Consider the following 14,535-nt stretch of genomic DNA (forward strand, 5'->3'; position numbering starts at 1 on the left):
ACACTCATCCTCCGACAACACCAACGGCATCAGCTTCGGACTCGGCATGCCCCAAGCCTACAAGCTGCACATGAATTAATAACTCAGAACACTAGAGCCTGGTCCGCAGCTCCTTCCGGTCGATCTTGAGCACGCTGGTGACCGGAATCGTGTCGACGAAGTGCACCTCGCGCGGGTACTTCACCCGGCCGACCCGGTCGCGTACCCACGCGATGAGCTCCTCTCCCGCGGTCTCGGCGCCGGGACGGAGCTGGACGAACGCGACGACCTCCTCGCCGTGGCGCGGGTCGGGACGGCCGACCACCCCGGACATGACCACGTCCGGGTGCCGGTTGAGCGCGTCCTCGACGTCGCGCGGGAAGACGTTGAAGCCGCCGCGGATGATGAGGTCCTTCTTGCGGTCCACGACGTAGAGGTAGCCGTCCTCGTCGAGGCAGCCGATGTCGCCGGTACGCAGTTCGCCGTCCACGATCGGGGAGCTGAGGCCGCCCCAGTAGCCGAGCATCAGTGACGTGCCGCGGATGCAGATCTCGCCGATGTCGCCGGTCTCGACAGATTCGCCGGAGTTGTCGCGGACGGTGAGGGTGTAGCCGGGCAGCGGCAGGCCCACGCTGCCGATCCGGCGCCGGCCCGGCGGGTTGAAGGTGGTGACCGCGCTGGTCTCGGTCATGCCGTAGCCCTCCAGGATCTGCGTGCCCGGCATCCGGCGCTCGAACTCGATCAGCGTCTCGCGCCCGAGCGGCGCCGCGCCGCAGGTGAGGAAGGCCAGGTCGGGCAGCGGGTGCTCCTCGAGCGGTTCGGCCAGCAGCATCTGGATCATCGAGGGCACGACGGTGCCGAACTGCGCGCGTTGCTCGGCGGCCAGCGCCAGGAACGGCTTGGGTTCGAACCAGCGCATCAGCACCGCCTGCTGCGGCTCCTCGGCGTGCATCTCGGCGACGGTGATGATCAGGCCGTAGGCGTGGGAGAGGGGCACGGGCACGATCGCCCGGTTGAGCCCCTCCTGGTGGGACATGGCGAAGGCGTCCTTGGCGACCTGCCACAGGCCGCGGTGGCTGAGCTTGACGCCCTTGGCCCGCCCGGTGGTGCCGCCGGTGTACATCAGCGCCGCGAGATCCCCGGGGTCCACGGTGACGGGGCCGTGCTCGGGCGCCTGCTCAAGCTCCCCCGTGTCCAGAAAAATCCGCACTTCATCGGGTACGGCCAGCCGCACCGTCTCCACCAGCTCCGGCGACGTCACCACCGCCACGGCGCCGCTGTCGGCCAGGATGTGACGCAGCTCGTCCGGGCCCACCAGGAACACGACCGGCGTGACCACCGCACCGGCCGCCCATAACGCCTGGTAGACGATGGCGACGTCGGGACTGGTCGCCATCATCACGGCCACACGGTCGCCGGGCCGTACACCCGCGGCCACGAACCCGCCGCAGACCCGCCTGGTCCGCTCGGCGAGCGTGTGACGGCGGTGCCACGCACCGTCGTAGAACACCGAGTCGTAGTCGCCGAAGCGCTCCCACGACTCCTCTGCCAGCCTGCCCAGCGTTTGCTCGGTCACAGGATCAAGCTGATGCGGTCAACGGCCGGTAGTCAAGTCTTCATTGCAGGCCGGCGACTCCGGTGATGCGGTGGAGGGCGAAGCGGTGGACCGCGGCGCGGGTCTCGTCGTAGGCGGTCAGGTAGCCGCCCTCCATCCTGGCCGGCTCCAGGATGCGGGAAGTGGCGTTGCCCTGGGAGTCGAGGTAGCCGATCCACACGCGTACGCCCTGGCGGATGGCCTCCTGCAGCGCGGAGATCGTCGCGGTGGCCGGACCGCGCGGCACCTGGCCGTCGGGCGCCTCCACGGGCTCGCGGCGGGCCAGGTGGGCGGCGTCGCCGGCCCGCAGCGCGCGTACGGCCGCCGCCGCCACCCCGGAGTCCAGCCCCGTCGCCGAGGCCACGGAGCGGACCGGCGCGATGCCCTCGGTACGCCGGCTGTCGAGCTGGCTGATGATGACGTCGCCGTCGAGCGACTCGGCGACCGGCGCGTACCCCATGGCGCGCAGCGAGTCGACCAGCACCGCCCGCGACGAGCGGGAGGCGATCACGGTGGGCGCGAGCCTGCGCAGCCTGAGCTGGGCGGCGCGGCGGTCGGCGGTGATCTGGTCGAGCAGAGCCGGGTCGTCACAGCGGATGTACGCGCTCGCGGTGCCGACGCGCATGCGGCCGTGGCGCCGGGCGACATCGGCGACCAGGTAGGACAGGGCCTGCGGCACCGGCGTGGCCGAGTGGCGGGCCAGCATGGCGAGCAGTTCTTCGGCGCCGTGGCCGGCGTCGAGCGCGCGGCGGACGGAGGATTCGCCGAAGCGGTAGACGGTCGCGCCGCCCTTGGACTCGATGTCGGCGGTCAGCGTCATCCAGCGGTTGAGGTCGCTGGTCAGCGGGCCCGGCGCGACGGCGGTCAGGTCGGCCTGCAGGAGCACGTGGTCGACCGGTTCCGGCAGCAGCGGCTCCAGGACGGCGGCGGCGTCCAGGCCGTCGCGTAGCGCCCTGGCGTGCCCGGACAGCACGCCGAGGCCGGTGACGCCCACCTGCTCGGCCTCGCGCAGCGCGAACTCCATGAGCTGCTCGCGCAGCGCGCCCCGGCGTCTCGGCTGCTCCCACGCCAGCCGTTCGGCGATGGACTCGCGCGTCGGCGCGAGCCCCGCGGCGGCCGCCAGGACGCCCAAGGTCGCGGCCCGCACGCCGGGCGCGGCCGAGCGGCGCAGGTCGGTGTGCAGCGCGTTGAGCGGCCGGTCGCGCTCGTCGCGCTCGCCCACCAAACCTGGCACGCGGTCCATCTGCAGCCACGTCGTGGCCAGCACCACCCAGCGGGCGGCGGTCGGCTTGACCCGCCACAGGTCGTAGCCGGTCGTGGGCAGCCACTCGCCGTCCACGGCGCCGCCCGCGGCGATCAGCCCGGCCGCGTGGGTCACCTCGACGACCAGCGCCGCCGCCCACTCGGGCAGGTCGAGGTCGGTGGCGGCGCGCTTGAGGTCGCGCACGCCCAGCCCGCCGGTGCGCAGCACGCCCGGCGGGTCGACGCTCCACCGCTCGCACAGCTCCTCCACCGAGCGCACGAACGCGAACGCCTGCCCGGCGGCGGTACGATCGGCCATCTTCTGGTCGCGCTCGGAGCCCTCCAGCGCGGGCGCGGTGGCCCGCAGGTCGCGGTGGACGCGCCCGTCGCGCAGGTACAGGCCGACCTCCCGGGGGAGCGTCACGCTCTCCTCGCCGGTGGCGGCCAGCAGGGCGCGGGCCAGCAACTGCTCGATGGGCGAGCGGGCCGACTCGACGCGTACCTCACGCCGGGCGTTGGGCACCCGGCCGGTGGGCGGGCCCCAGGCCAGCTGTTCCAGCGCCGCCCGCGCCTCGCCGGAGACGTCCTCGATCAGCTTGCCGGGCTCGGCCAGGGCGGCGGCCAGGCGCTCCTTGCCGGTGCCCGAGGTGCCGGGGGCGATCTCGTCGGCCATGTCCGCCAGCTGATCGGGCGGATGGTGGCGGAACGCCTCGGCCGCCGGTGGCCCCAGCCCCGCGGGGTCGTCGAGTACCTTGCGCACGCCGGGCGCCAGGTCGAGCGCGCTGTCCGGGCCGTAGACGAGCGCGAGTTCGCGCAGCCGTTCCAGGGCGGCGGAAAGTTCGGGCTCGGGCTTGCCCTCCGCCAGCGCGCGGCCGATCACGGCGCGCAGGCGCGCCTTCGAGATCGGCTTCTCCTGTACGGCCAGCGTCTCGACGACCGCCAGCGTGAACCGGTCGAGCCGGTCGAGAACCCTGCCGATCGCCGAAGGACTGCCCGCCCGTGAGGCGAGGCCTTCCAGATGGGCGGGCACCGGGGTGATCAGCTCGGGGCGCGCCGAGACGAGCGCCCTCAGCTGTTCGTCGGTGCGCCCCCTGATCCACTCCGTGAACTCCATCGATGCCATGGTATGTCGCAGGTGATTCGGGCAGCATGGCTCCCGTGACAGAGCGGGCAGATCAGCTGATTCTTAATTACGTGAGCGCGGCTGCCGACGCCGCTCACGGCGTGCTCAGAGCGGATCAGCGGCTCGACTTCTCCCGGCGGCTGCGCGCCAGGATCGAGCAGGAGCGCCAGGGCAGCCAGAGCGCCCGTGACGTGGCGAAGGTGCTGGCCCGCTTCGGCGATCCGGAGGCGCTCGTGGCCCGCGAGGCCCGCAGGCTGGCCGAGGGACAGCCCGGGGAGCGAGAGCCCGAGTCCACCGCCGCGTTCCCGAAGATCCGCGACGACCCCGGGCTGCCTCCCGGCGCCGCCAAGAGCGTCAAGCTCGCCCAGGACCGGCTCTCGCGGCGGCCGGGACGCGGCATGCCGCTGGCGGGGCTGCGCAGGGCGGTGATGTCCAGCGCCAACCCGATGACCACCGAGGGCCGCGACGCGGGCACCATCGTCAAGGAGCACCCACGCGAGACGCTGGCGATGGCTCTGCTGCTGGTGGCGGCGCTGATGGTGCCGTTCAACCTGCCGTCGGTGGCCATCTTCACGGTCCCGATCATCATCTGGGCGATCGGCACCGTGATCGTGCTGCTCAGCGACAGCTGGACGTGGCGCGACCGGCTGCTCGGGACCAGCGCGCCCATCCTCGGCTACTCGGTCGGCGGGGTGCTCATCGGCGGGCTGCGGGTGGGGGCCACGGCCGGGTTCGAGCGGTTCTTCACGGAGTTCTTCAATGTCAGCGGGATCATGTTCATGATCGGCGCGGGGCTCGGGGTGGTCCTGCTGGCCTACCGCCTCTTCAACGTCAGCTGACCGGTGCGGGGCTCGGCAGGAGGCCGACGGCCAGGCGTACCCAGGCCGCCACGAACTGTTCCTTCTCCGCGTGGCCCGGCGTCTCGCCCACGGTCTCCTGGAAGAGCCGGTAGTGCACCACGGCGCCGCCGAGCACCGCGGCGATCGCCGGCCAGTCGATCTTGGCGTCGGCGTACTCGGGCTGGGTGGTGAACCAGGTGGTGATCGCGTCGAACATGGGCTGCAGCAGGCCCTCCCTGACCACCGTGACCAGCTCGGGGAACTGGCTGAGGTCGCGGAAGAAGACCCGGGTCAGCTCGCTCTCCTCGCGTACCTTGGCCAGGCCCGCGCGGCACACGTGCGACAGCCGCAGTTCCAGCTCGGCCGACTCCATGCCGCCGAGTTCGGCCAGGCTCTCGGCCACCTGGGCCTTGGTGCGGTTGGCGTGCTCGTTGATCGCCGCGGCGAGCACCTCGTACTTCGACTTGAAGTGCCGGTAGAGGCCGCCGGCGCCCGGTGAGAGCCCGGAGGCGGCCTCGATCTCGGCAACGGACGTGGCGGAGTAGCCCCGCTGCGCGAACAACCGCAGGGACTCGTCGATGATCCGCTCACGCGTGCTGGTGCTCGGCGATCTTGTCATGTCTTACCCGTTACCTCCGCAAGGAGCGTAGCCGTCATGGAGCCAAGCGCCGGACAAGGCCCGCGGCCACGGAGCCGAGGATGAGCCACACCACGGCGGCCAGACCGTAGTTGACCAGGGTTTCCCAGCGGGCGTCGGTCATCTGGAAGAGGTTGGACAGGCCCAGGGAGAGCCCGGAGGCGAGGGATTCGACCAGTTGGTACCAGGTGTTGGCGGGGTTCGCCCGGAAGACGGTGAACACGGCGTAAAGGACGGCCACGAGCGCGGCCAGGCGGGAGGCGACCCTGATCACCCAGACGGCGAACGTCACCGTCCGCTGCCACGCACCGGGCTTCCTGACGGCCGAGGGTCTGGCGGGGCGGTGGGGGCGGGTCTGCTCCAGCGGGGCCGCCACCAGCTTGTCACCCGGCTCTGGCGGCCTGGGGGTCTCCGACATGGGCACTCCCTCGATAAGTAATTCCTTTCTGCCCTCTCCACGGTCCCACAATTACCCTCGTTACGCTTCCTTTGGCATGCTGCTGGCGTGACTGCTTCTGTGGGCTTCGACCTGGATATGACGCTTGCCGATACTCGATCGGGCATTGCCGCCGTCTACGACGAGCTCGCCAGGCGGCTCGACGTGGAGATCGACAGCCAGGCCATCATCGCCAGGCTCGGGCCGCCGCTGGAGCTGGAGATGGCCAACTGGGTGCCCGAGGAGCGGGTACCGGCGGCGGTGACGCTGTTCCGCCAGATCTACCCCGACCTCGCCGTCCCCGCCACCACCGCCATGGCCGGAGCGCACGAGGCCGTCGAGGCCGTCAGGGCCGCCGGCGGGCGCGTCATCGTGGTCACCGGCAAGAACGTCCACGACGCCCGCCGTACCGTGAGCTGGCTCGGGCTGAAGGTCGACGAGGTGGTCGGATCGGTGTTCGGGGCGGCCAAGGGGGCGGCGCTCACCTCGTTCGGCGCCGCCGCGTACGTGGGGGACCACGTGGCCGACATCGAGGCCGCCAGAGCGGGCGGCGCCGTCAGCGTGACGGTCGCCACCGGCCCCTACACCGTGGGCGAGCTGCGTGATCACGGAGCGGATGTGGCACTGGGCGACCTGACGGAATTCGCGACATGGTTTGGCGATTGGCGTCAGGTGTAATTCGGGGCCAAATACCCGGTCGCTACGGGGCTCTCCGGGGCATAACCTACATCCATCCTTTTTCCAACGTTCCGAACGAGGTCCCTCCTGTGCCGAGTGGCAAGGTCAAGTGGTACGACGCCGACAAGGGTTTCGGCTTCCTCACCCGCGACGACGGCGGTGAGGTATTCGTTCATTCCTCCGCGCTTCCCACTGGTTCTGCCCCGCTGAAGCCCGGCCAGAAGGTCGAGTTCGGCGTGGCGGAGGGCCGACGCGGCCAGCAGGCGCTGTCGGTGCGCATCCTCGACCAGCCGCCGACGCTCGCCAAGGCCAAACCCAAGGGCAAGCGGAAGAAGCCCGACGAGCTGGTCGTCATCGTCGAAGACCTGATCAAACTGCTCGACGACCTATCCACGTCCTACCAGCGGGGCAAACACCCCGACGCGGCCCACTCCAAGAAGATCGCGGCCGTGCTCCGGGCGGTCGCCGACGACGTGGACGCCTAGCCGTAGGGGTTGGTGAGCGGCTTGGTCCGGTCGAGCGGACCGGGCTGCGCGTCCGGCGTGGGCGGCTCCTCGTGCGCCCACGCCTGCTCCGGCTCCCTCGGGACCGGCGCCGTCGGCGGCTGCCGCTCCTCATGGATCTGGGCGTTGACCGCCTTGATCCGCCGCCTGCGCCGGATCAGCAGCCAGACCAGCCAGGCGAACAGCACCACCGACAGCGTGATGAAGCCGGGCGGGCCGTTCTCGGTCAGGGACAGCAGCAGGCCGACCAGCCCGCCGAACACCCAGGCCATCTGCAGCAGCGCCTCGACCACGCCGAAGGTGGACGAGCGCACCTCCTCGCCGATCTCGCGCTGCACGATCGCGTCGAGCGCCAGCTTGCCGAGCTCCTGAGCGAAGGCGGTGATGAGCGCGACGGCGATGGCCGTCCACAGGTTGAAGAAGATCGCGGTGGCCACGGTCATCGCGACCGTCAGCCCCAGCGTGAGCAGCACGATGAGCTGCGGCGAGTGGTTACGCGCCCAGTTGGCCACGGCCGCGCCGACCAGGCCGCCCAGGCCGGCGGCCAGCGCGAGCACGCCGATCGTCTTGGGCACGTCGAAGAAGGTGTCCTTCACCTGCAGCCACGGCGCGCCCAGGTCCTGGACCAGGAACAGCATGAAGAACAGCAGGAACCCGGAGAACAGGCGAACGCCCACGTTGGCCAGCATCGCCTCGGTCACCGCGGGGCCCACGTTGAGCAGGCTGCGCCAGCGCTCGGCTCTGCCGCCCTCCTCCGGGGCCTCCTCCTCCAGGTCGGGGGAGTCGACGTGGCGCGGCAGCCGTACCGCGAAGACGCCGACCAGGAGGAAGGCCACCATCGCGACGCGCAGCATCACCGCGCTGCCCAGCCACGCCGTCAGACCCGCGCCAATGGGTACGGCGATGCCCGCCGTCACCAGCGAGAACAACGCCACGCGCGCGTTGGCGGAGACGAGCGTGATGTCGGCGGGCAGCACGCTCGGCATGATCGCCGCCCGCGAGACCGTGAACGCCTTCGACAGCACCAGCACACCCAGCGCTCCCGCGAACAACGTCGGCAGGTCGCCCGGCCCCACCGCCGCCGCCATCGCGAAACACAGCAGCCCCCGGCCGAACAGCGTCCCGGCGATCACATAGCGCCGGCCCGAGCGGAACTTGTCCAGGATCGGCCCGACGAAGGGCGCCACCAGCGCGAACGGAATCATGGTGATCACGAGGTAGAGCGCCACGGAGCCGCGCGCCTCGCCGACGGGGACGCCGAAGAAGACCGTGCTGGCCAGCGCCACCGTCACGAACGCGTCGGCCGCGCTGTTGCCGATCGACAGCTCGATCAGCCGCCCCAGGCCGGTACGCCCGGCGCCGTTGGCATGGGTGAGGCGGCGCGTGGCCTGCCCCATCTTGTGCGCGCCCCGAGCGGTGGCGACCCCGGCCCGCTTGGTACCCGTGGCGGTGGCCCGGCCGGCGCGCCAGGAAGCACGGCCCGCCTGGGCCGCGCCCTTGCCGACACGCCGCGAGATCTCTCGCGCCTTGTTCCAGCCTTCCGCCACGTCTACCAGTCTTACCCGATTTGCGGTCGCTCTCGGACCCGGATTCTCTGTGAGGGCGCTGTCAGGTCCGCCCATGGGTGAGAATGAAGTGTGAGCGAACAGCACCTTTCGGCGGAGGCGGTCCGATGACCCGCACCAGGACACGCGTGGCCCCGCCCGACCAGGCCTGCGTCGCCGCGGTCGATCTGGCCCGCGCCGCCGCGCTCGAGCTCGCCTGGCCCGGCGAGCCCGGCGATCACCTGGGCGTCGAGAGCGAGGGCGACCGGGTCGTCACCCACTACTTCGCCTGCCAGGACCGGGCGTACCGGGGCTGGCGCTGGGCCATCACCGTCACCCGCGCCTCGCGCGCGAAGATCGTGACGGTCAGCGAGGCCGTGCTGCTGCCCGGCTCGGGCGCCCTGCTCGCGCCCGAGTGGCTGCCGTGGAGCGAACGGCTGCGCCCCGGCGACCTCGGCGTGGGCGACCTGCTGCCCACGGCCGACGACGACGACCGCCTTGAGCCCGGTTTCGCCGAGACCAGCGACGACGGCGACACCCAGATGATTTTCGAGTACGGCCTGGGCCGGGCCCGTGTGCTCTCGGCCGCCGGCAGGGACCGGGCCGCCAGACGCTGGCACTCGGGCGAGCACGGGCCGCACACGCCGATCGCACACGCCGCGCCCGCTCAGTGCTCCACCTGCGGCTTCTTCTTGCCGCTCGCGGGTGTGATGCGGCTGGAGTTCGGGGTGTGCGCGAATGAGTACGCCCCGGACGACGGCAAGGTGGTCTCCGCCGACCACGGCTGCGGCGCCCACTCCGAGGCCGCGGTCATGCCGCCTCCGGTGGAGCAGGCCTCGCCCATCCTCGACGACATGGGCTTCGACCTGATCGAGGACGAGGCGGGCTCGGTCGACGAATCGGCCTCCGAGGAGCTCGGCCACTCCTGACTTCACTGTCGGTCGGGGCCGCTAATCTTCGGGGACCCCTACCCGCATTGGAGGATCGTGGACAGCTTCGGCACCGACCGGATGCGCGCGGCGGTCCTCACGGCCTGGACGGCCTCGCCCGCCCGTTTCCGTGAGGACGCCAACGCCGAGGAAGACTTCGCCCTCGGCGGTTATCGAGATCGGCTCATCGTCGAGCTCGCGCAGAACGCCGCCGACGCCGCCCTGCGCGCCGGCGTGCCGGGGGTGCTGCGGCTCAGCCTCGACGGCGACGTGCTCACCGCCGCCAACACCGGCGCGCCGCTCGACGCGACCGGCGTCGAGGGCCTGTCCACGCTGCGCGTGTCCGGCAAACGCGACGAGGCGGGCGCCGCCGGGCGCTTCGGCGTCGGGTTCGCCGCCGTCGTCTCGGTGACCGACGAGCCGTCCATCGGCTCACGCGAGTCCGGCGCGGTGCGCTGGTCGCGCGAGGAGACCACCGCTCTGGTCGCCGGTGTACCGGTCCTGGCCGGTGAACTGTCCGGGCGTTCCGGGCACGTCCCGCTGCTGCGCCTGCCGTTCGCGGCCGACCCGCTCACGGTGCCCGACGGTTTCGACTCTCTGGTACGGCTGCCGCTGCGCGACAAGACGGCGGCCGAGGCGGTCCGGCGGATGCTGGCCGAGACCAGCCCGGCGCTCCTGCTCGGCCTGCCCGCGCTCGAAGCCATCGAGATCGAGCTCGACGGCGCGCTGCGCCGGGTGGACGCCGACGGGTGGCACCTGGTGGCCGACTCCGGCGAGTTCACCGCCGAGCAGGTGGCCGAGCTGTTCGCCGACCGGCCCACCGAGGAACGGGCCCGGCCCTACTGGTCGGTGCGCTGGGCCGTACCCGTGGACGGGGTGGTCACGGAAGGGGCCGCGCGGGAGCCGCGGCCGCTGCCGGCCGGTGTGCCCGCGGTCGTGCACGCGCCCACGCCCAGCGACGAGGCGCTCGACCTGCCCGCGCTGCTCATCGCCTCCTTCCCGATGGCCACCGACCGGCGGCACGTGGCCAAGGGCCCGCTGACCGACTTCCTCATCGACAAGGCCGCCGAGTCGTACCTGCGCCTGCTCAAGGAGCTGCCGCGCACGCCCAAGCTGCTCGACCTGGTGCCCGCGCTCATGGGCAAGGGCGAGCTCGACGCCCGCATCCGCCGCGCGATCCTGCGCCGCCTGCCCGCGGCCCCGCTGCTGCCCGCGCTGTCGGCGCCCGCTCCGGCCGTGGAGACCGCGTCGTTCAGCGAGGCCGCCGTCTACGAGCCCGACGCCCAGTGGCACGTCGAACACCCCGCCCCCGCCAAGGGGCCCGACGGCTGGGTCGTGGCGGGCCGCGAGGCGGCGGTGGTCGCCGGGGCGAGTGACCTGCTGGAGGCGGTCGCCGGGTTCGTTCCCGGCCTGCTGCCCGCGGGCTGGCCGGCGCGGCACCCGGCGATGGCCTCGCTCGGCGTGCGCAGGGTCGAGCTGGCCGACGTGATCGACCTGCTGTCCGGCGAGGGCGTCGAGGGCCGCGACCCCGCCTGGTGGCACGCGCTCTACGACGTGCTGCCCTACGACGACCCCGAGTCGCTCGGGGCGCTGCCGGTTCCGCTGGCCGATGGGCGGCTGGTGCGCGGGCCGCGCGGCACGCTCATGCTGAACGGGGCCTCGCTCGACCTGGAGGCGCTGGGCCTGCGGATCGTCCACCCCGACGCGGCGCACCCGCTGTTGCTGCGCCTCGGCGCCGCCGAAGCCACGCCGCGCACCGTGCTCGAAGACACGCTCACCCGCACCGCCATCGCCGAGTCGCTCGACAGCGACGACCCGGAACCGATCGCGCGCGCCGTACTCTCCCTGGTCGACGCCGCCGCGCTCGCGCCCGGCGAGGCGCCGTGGCTGGCCGAGCTGGCCTTGCGCGGCGCCGACGGCGAACGCTACGCCGCCGGTGAGCTGCTGCTGCCGGGCGGGGTCCTGGCCGGGCTGCTGGAAGAGGGGCCGCTGGTCGCCGACGAGCTCGTCAGCGCGTACGGTTCGCGCGTCCTGGTCGCCGCCGGGGTGCTCGACGGCTTCGCCGTGGTCAACGACGCCGACGTCCTGCTCGACCACGACGAGTGCGACCACGACCTCGACGGCGAGGAGGCCTGGCTCGACCACGTCCACGACCTGCTGCCCGACCTTGAGGTGCCGCCGGTCGTGGCCGAGTTCACCGCCGTACGCGACCTGGAGCTCGTCGCCGACTGGCCCGCCGCCCTGCCGCTCCTCACCCGGCCGCCGCTGCGCGGGGCGCTGCACCCGCTGCGGGTGGACGGGGTGGAGGTGCCCTCGTACACGGCGTGGTGGCTGGCCGGGCACCCCGTGCTCGACGGCCGCCGTCCGCGCGAACTGCGCCTGCCCGGCGCCGACCCGCTGCTGCAGGGCCTCTACACCGACGCGCCCGCCGGGCTCGACGAGAGCGCGCTGTCGATGCTCGGCGTGCGCACCACGCTGGCCGACCTCCTCGCCTCCCACGGCGGGCCCGAGGAACTGCTCGACCTGATGGCCGACGCCGCGATCGTGGTCGACCGGGCCCAGTTGCGGGCCCTGTGGATCGCGCTGGCCGGGGTCTCGCCGTCGCGGGTGGCGCCGCCGTCCCGGGTCCGCGCGGTGCTCGACGGCGAGATCGTGGTGGCCGCGGCCGACGACGCCGTGGTGGTGGAGGCGCCCGACCTTTTGCAACTGGTGGCGGCGCGGCCGTTGGTGCTGGCGTCCTATGACCTGGCGGAGTCCCTGTCGGAGCTGCTCGACCTGCCGTTGGCGGGGGAACTGGTGAGCGGCGAGGTGACGTCGGAGGGGCAGGCCAGGCCGGTGCCGCCGGAGGTGCGGTCGCTGCTTCCCACCGCGCCCGAGACGTACGTGGAGCACGAGAAGCTGCTGGTGGACGGGGTTCCGTGCGCGTGGCGGTACTTCGACGGCTCGATCCACTGCACGGGGGTGGACGGGTTGGCCAGGGGCCTGGCCTGGGCGGTGGGCCAGTGGTCCGACCGTTTGGCGGTGGCGGCCCTCCTGCGCGACCCCGCCGCCGTCCCCCTCCTCCTGGCCGAAGCCGACCTCTCCTGAAAGTGTGGTCCTCGCCTGGGGCTCGGGCTGTGGCAGAGGGCCCGAAGGCGTGGTCCTCGCCGGGGGTGCTTCGCGCTTTGGGCTCGGGCTGCGACAGCGGGAGCAAGCCCCCGCGCCTCCGGCGAGAGGCCTTCCGGCCCCTCGCGCTCCCCGGTCGTGGGCCGGATTCGGCCTGGTCGTATCCGGGGCTGGACGACCACGGCCCCGGTCGCCCCGTGGCGTTGGATGCGCGCAGGGTCGTCGCCGTGGCGGGCATGGCGTCATCCGCACCGGCAGGCGGCGATCGGGGCGTGCCGGCTGCCGGCGACGCGTCTATGGCGACGGCCGGGAGGCGAGGATGGCGCAGACGCGGTCCGGGGCGCAAGCGGCCGGGTCGGTTTCCTGTGCGCGTCGCCGGAGAGCGAGCAGGGTTGAGCGGGCCGAGATGAGTTCGTCGATACGTTCGTTCACCTGGGTCAGATGTGCCTCGATCAGCTCGCCCACGTGCTCGCAGGGCGCCTGGCCCGCATCGCGGATGTTCAGGACCTCGCGGATCTGGGCCAGGGACAGCCCGGCGGTCTGGGCGTCGCGGATGAAGGCCAGGCGGTCGATCGCGGCGGCCGGGTAGTCGCGGTAGCCGCCGCTGGTGCGTGGGGGTTCGGGCAACAGCCCGGCCTGCTCGTAGAAGCGGATGGTCTTGGTGCTGACGCCGGCCTCGGCGGCGAGCGTGCCGATGCGCATAGCCCCAGGGTATGGCCTTGACCTTCCAGTGCGCTGGAAGGTTTAGCGTGTGCGCATGGAGATCGTGCTGTTGAGCGTGCCGGGCTGTCCGAACGCTCCCGTCCTGGCCGACCGCCTCGTCCGGGCGATGGCGGAGGTGGGGGTCGCCGACACGGTCGTACGCCGGACGGTGAGCACCGATAAGGAGGCGCGGCGGTGGGGCCTGCGCGGGTCTCCCATGCTCCTGGTGGACGGGCTTGACCCGTTCGGCGTCGCGGGGATGCCCGTCAGCATGTCGTGCCGGCTCCAGGAGATGCCTTCGGTCGCGGAGTTGCGGCAGGTGTTGCGGCGTACGTCCGCGATGGTGTGGTCGGACGCGCTGGGCCGTGCCGTTCATCTGAAGGACTCATGGTGATCGTGTGCCCATTGCTGGAAGCTGCGCGGTCGTTTCCCGGTGACGTCGGCGACGGTCGAGGTGACCAGGGACGAGGCCGAGCGGTTCTCGGCCGCCGACAGCAGCGCGTCCACGAGGGTGGGTGGGCGGCCGTCGGCCAGCATCTGTGCTCGTGCGTCCTGGACGGCGACCTCTTCGAAGCGGAGCTCGCGGCCGATCGCCGCGCCGATCGCCAGGACCTGCGCGGGGCGGCTGATCGTCTGGGGTCCGGTGAGCCGATAGGTCGCGCCCACGTGAGCGTCGTCGGTGAGCGTGCGGACGGCGACGGCCGCGATGTCGCGCGGGTCGATGACCGCCGTCGCCGCGGTGAGCGGGCCGCGCACCACCCCGGTGGCCCGGATCTGCTCGGCCCAGCCCAGGGTGTTGCTGGCGATGGTGTCGACCCGCAGTACGGTCCGGGGCAGGCCGGACTCCTCGATCAGGCGTTCCATGCCGGCGTGCAATGTGAAGATGGGGTCGTCTCGTTCCTCGGGGCGGCCGTCCACGCCGATCGAGGACAGGTAGACCAGGCGCTGGGCGTTCCGGGCGATCGCTTCCAGTACGCCGGGCGCGCCTTGGGCGGTGAGGAAGGGCCACACCAGGAAGACCGTCTTGATGTCGGTCAACGCCTCGGCCAGTCCGTCCGGGGCGTCGAGGCTTCCGGCCGCGACGCTGATGCCGCCGGGCACTCGGGTGGTTGCCGCCGCGCCCGGACGCACCAGGGCGCGGATGCCGGCCGTACCCATGGCGTGGAGTTGGGAGAGCACGTGTCGCCCGACGTTTCCCGTGGCCCCGATCACCAGAATCATCGC

13 protein-coding genes are annotated in these 14,535 nt (G+C 72.3%); 6 read left to right on the forward strand and 7 right to left on the reverse strand.

All coding sequences use genetic code 11. The annotated features are described in order from the left end of the window. Nucleotides 1-91 precede the first annotated feature (91 nt). Together ACIBHY_RS46445 and ACIBHY_RS46450 are read right to left on the reverse strand one after the other, a co-directional pair. Complete coding sequence (locus ACIBHY_RS46445; protein ID WP_397310092.1) at nucleotides 92-1,555, reverse strand: class I adenylate-forming enzyme family protein; 1,464 nt, start codon at nucleotides 1,553-1,555, stop codon at nucleotides 92-94. 40 nt (nucleotides 1,556-1,595) lie between these two features. Next, on the reverse strand, nucleotides 1,596-3,929 hold the full coding sequence (locus tag ACIBHY_RS46450) for a helicase-associated domain-containing protein (RefSeq protein WP_397310093.1): 2,334 nt from the start codon (nucleotides 3,927-3,929) through the stop codon (nucleotides 1,596-1,598). A gap of 44 nt (nucleotides 3,930-3,973) precedes the next feature. On the opposite strand from ACIBHY_RS46450, the gene ACIBHY_RS46455 reads away from it, so the two are divergent. Then, nucleotides 3,974-4,777, forward strand: coding sequence for a hypothetical protein (locus tag ACIBHY_RS46455; protein ID WP_397257748.1), 804 nt, complete (start codon nucleotides 3,974-3,976; stop codon nucleotides 4,775-4,777). Here ACIBHY_RS46455 and ACIBHY_RS46460 read toward each other — a convergent pair. Continuing rightward, nucleotides 4,770-5,396 (reverse strand): TetR/AcrR family transcriptional regulator, encoded by a 627-nt coding sequence (locus ACIBHY_RS46460; RefSeq protein ID WP_397257746.1) that lies wholly within the window; start codon nucleotides 5,394-5,396, stop codon nucleotides 4,770-4,772. The two genes, ACIBHY_RS46455 and ACIBHY_RS46460, sit on opposite strands and share 8 nt — an antisense overlap. Nucleotides 5,397-5,430: 34 nt before the next feature. Continuing rightward, nucleotides 5,431-5,832 (reverse strand): hypothetical protein, encoded by a 402-nt coding sequence (locus tag ACIBHY_RS46465; RefSeq protein WP_397310094.1) that lies wholly within the window; start codon nucleotides 5,830-5,832, stop codon nucleotides 5,431-5,433. 87 nt (nucleotides 5,833-5,919) lie between these two features. On the opposite strand from ACIBHY_RS46465, the gene ACIBHY_RS46470 reads away from it, so the two are divergent. After that, nucleotides 5,920-6,528: an HAD family hydrolase gene (locus tag ACIBHY_RS46470; RefSeq protein ID WP_397257742.1), complete on the forward strand. Its 609-nt coding sequence runs from the start codon at nucleotides 5,920-5,922 to the stop codon at nucleotides 6,526-6,528. Between the two features lie 89 nt (nucleotides 6,529-6,617). After that, nucleotides 6,618-7,013 carry a cold-shock protein gene (locus ACIBHY_RS46475; protein WP_184972024.1) on the forward strand — a complete coding sequence of 132 codons (396 nt, stop codon included), beginning with the start codon at nucleotides 6,618-6,620 and terminating at the stop codon, nucleotides 7,011-7,013. Here ACIBHY_RS46475 and ACIBHY_RS46480 read toward each other — a convergent pair. Next, a complete protein-coding gene (locus ACIBHY_RS46480; RefSeq protein WP_397310095.1) occupies nucleotides 7,010-8,578 on the reverse strand; it encodes an MFS transporter in 1,569 nt (522 codons plus the stop codon). The two genes, ACIBHY_RS46475 and ACIBHY_RS46480, sit on opposite strands and share 4 nt — an antisense overlap. 125 nt (nucleotides 8,579-8,703) lie before the next feature. Between ACIBHY_RS46480 and ACIBHY_RS46485 the strand changes: the two genes are divergently transcribed. Together ACIBHY_RS46485 and ACIBHY_RS46490 are read left to right on the forward strand one after the other, a co-directional pair. Then, complete coding sequence (locus tag ACIBHY_RS46485; RefSeq protein WP_397257738.1) at nucleotides 8,704-9,504, forward strand: DUF3027 domain-containing protein; 801 nt, start codon at nucleotides 8,704-8,706, stop codon at nucleotides 9,502-9,504. Between the two features lie 54 nt (nucleotides 9,505-9,558). Next, nucleotides 9,559-12,591 (forward strand): sacsin N-terminal ATP-binding-like domain-containing protein, encoded by a 3,033-nt coding sequence (locus ACIBHY_RS46490; RefSeq protein WP_397310209.1) that lies wholly within the window; start codon nucleotides 9,559-9,561, stop codon nucleotides 12,589-12,591. A 312-nt stretch (nucleotides 12,592-12,903) separates the two neighbouring features. On the opposite strand, the gene ACIBHY_RS46495 is transcribed toward ACIBHY_RS46490, so the two are convergent. Beyond that, on the reverse strand, nucleotides 12,904-13,311 hold the full coding sequence (locus ACIBHY_RS46495; RefSeq protein WP_397310096.1) for a heavy metal-responsive transcriptional regulator: 408 nt from the start codon (nucleotides 13,309-13,311) through the stop codon (nucleotides 12,904-12,906). 55 nt (nucleotides 13,312-13,366) lie between these two features. Here ACIBHY_RS46495 and ACIBHY_RS46500 point away from each other — a divergent pair, with 55 nt between their 5' ends. Beyond that, nucleotides 13,367-13,705: a hypothetical protein gene (locus tag ACIBHY_RS46500; protein ID WP_397257734.1), complete on the forward strand. Its 339-nt coding sequence runs from the start codon at nucleotides 13,367-13,369 to the stop codon at nucleotides 13,703-13,705. On the opposite strand, the gene ACIBHY_RS46505 is transcribed toward ACIBHY_RS46500, so the two are convergent. Next, nucleotides 13,684-14,532, reverse strand: a complete 849-nt coding sequence (locus tag ACIBHY_RS46505) for an NAD(P)H-binding protein (RefSeq protein ID WP_397257732.1) — start codon at nucleotides 14,530-14,532, stop codon at nucleotides 13,684-13,686. The genes ACIBHY_RS46500 and ACIBHY_RS46505 overlap by 22 nt on opposite strands. Between the last annotated feature and the right edge of the window lie 3 nt (nucleotides 14,533-14,535).

Source organism: Nonomuraea sp. NPDC050547 (assembly GCF_044457345.1).
Lineage (GTDB): Bacteria > Actinomycetota > Actinomycetes > Streptosporangiales > Streptosporangiaceae > Nonomuraea.

Coding starts and splice junctions, on each gene's coding strand:
- ACIBHY_RS46450 (WP_397310093.1), bottom strand. CDS start 3,929: ATGGAGTTCACGGAGTGGATCAGGGGGCGCACCGACGAACAGCTGAGG.
- ACIBHY_RS46500 (WP_397257734.1), top strand. CDS start 13,367: ATGGAGATCGTGCTGTTGAGCGTGCCGGGCTGTCCGAACGCTCCCGTC.
- ACIBHY_RS46495 (WP_397310096.1), bottom strand. CDS start 13,311: ATGCGCATCGGCACGCTCGCCGCCGAGGCCGGCGTCAGCACCAAGACC.
- ACIBHY_RS46505 (WP_397257732.1), bottom strand. CDS start 14,532: ATGATTCTGGTGATCGGGGCCACGGGAAACGTCGGGCGACACGTGCTC.
- ACIBHY_RS46460 (WP_397257746.1), bottom strand. CDS start 5,396: ATGACAAGATCGCCGAGCACCAGCACGCGTGAGCGGATCATCGACGAG.
- ACIBHY_RS46465 (WP_397310094.1), bottom strand. CDS start 5,832: ATGTCGGAGACCCCCAGGCCGCCAGAGCCGGGTGACAAGCTGGTGGCG.
- ACIBHY_RS46485 (WP_397257738.1), top strand. CDS start 8,704: ATGACCCGCACCAGGACACGCGTGGCCCCGCCCGACCAGGCCTGCGTC.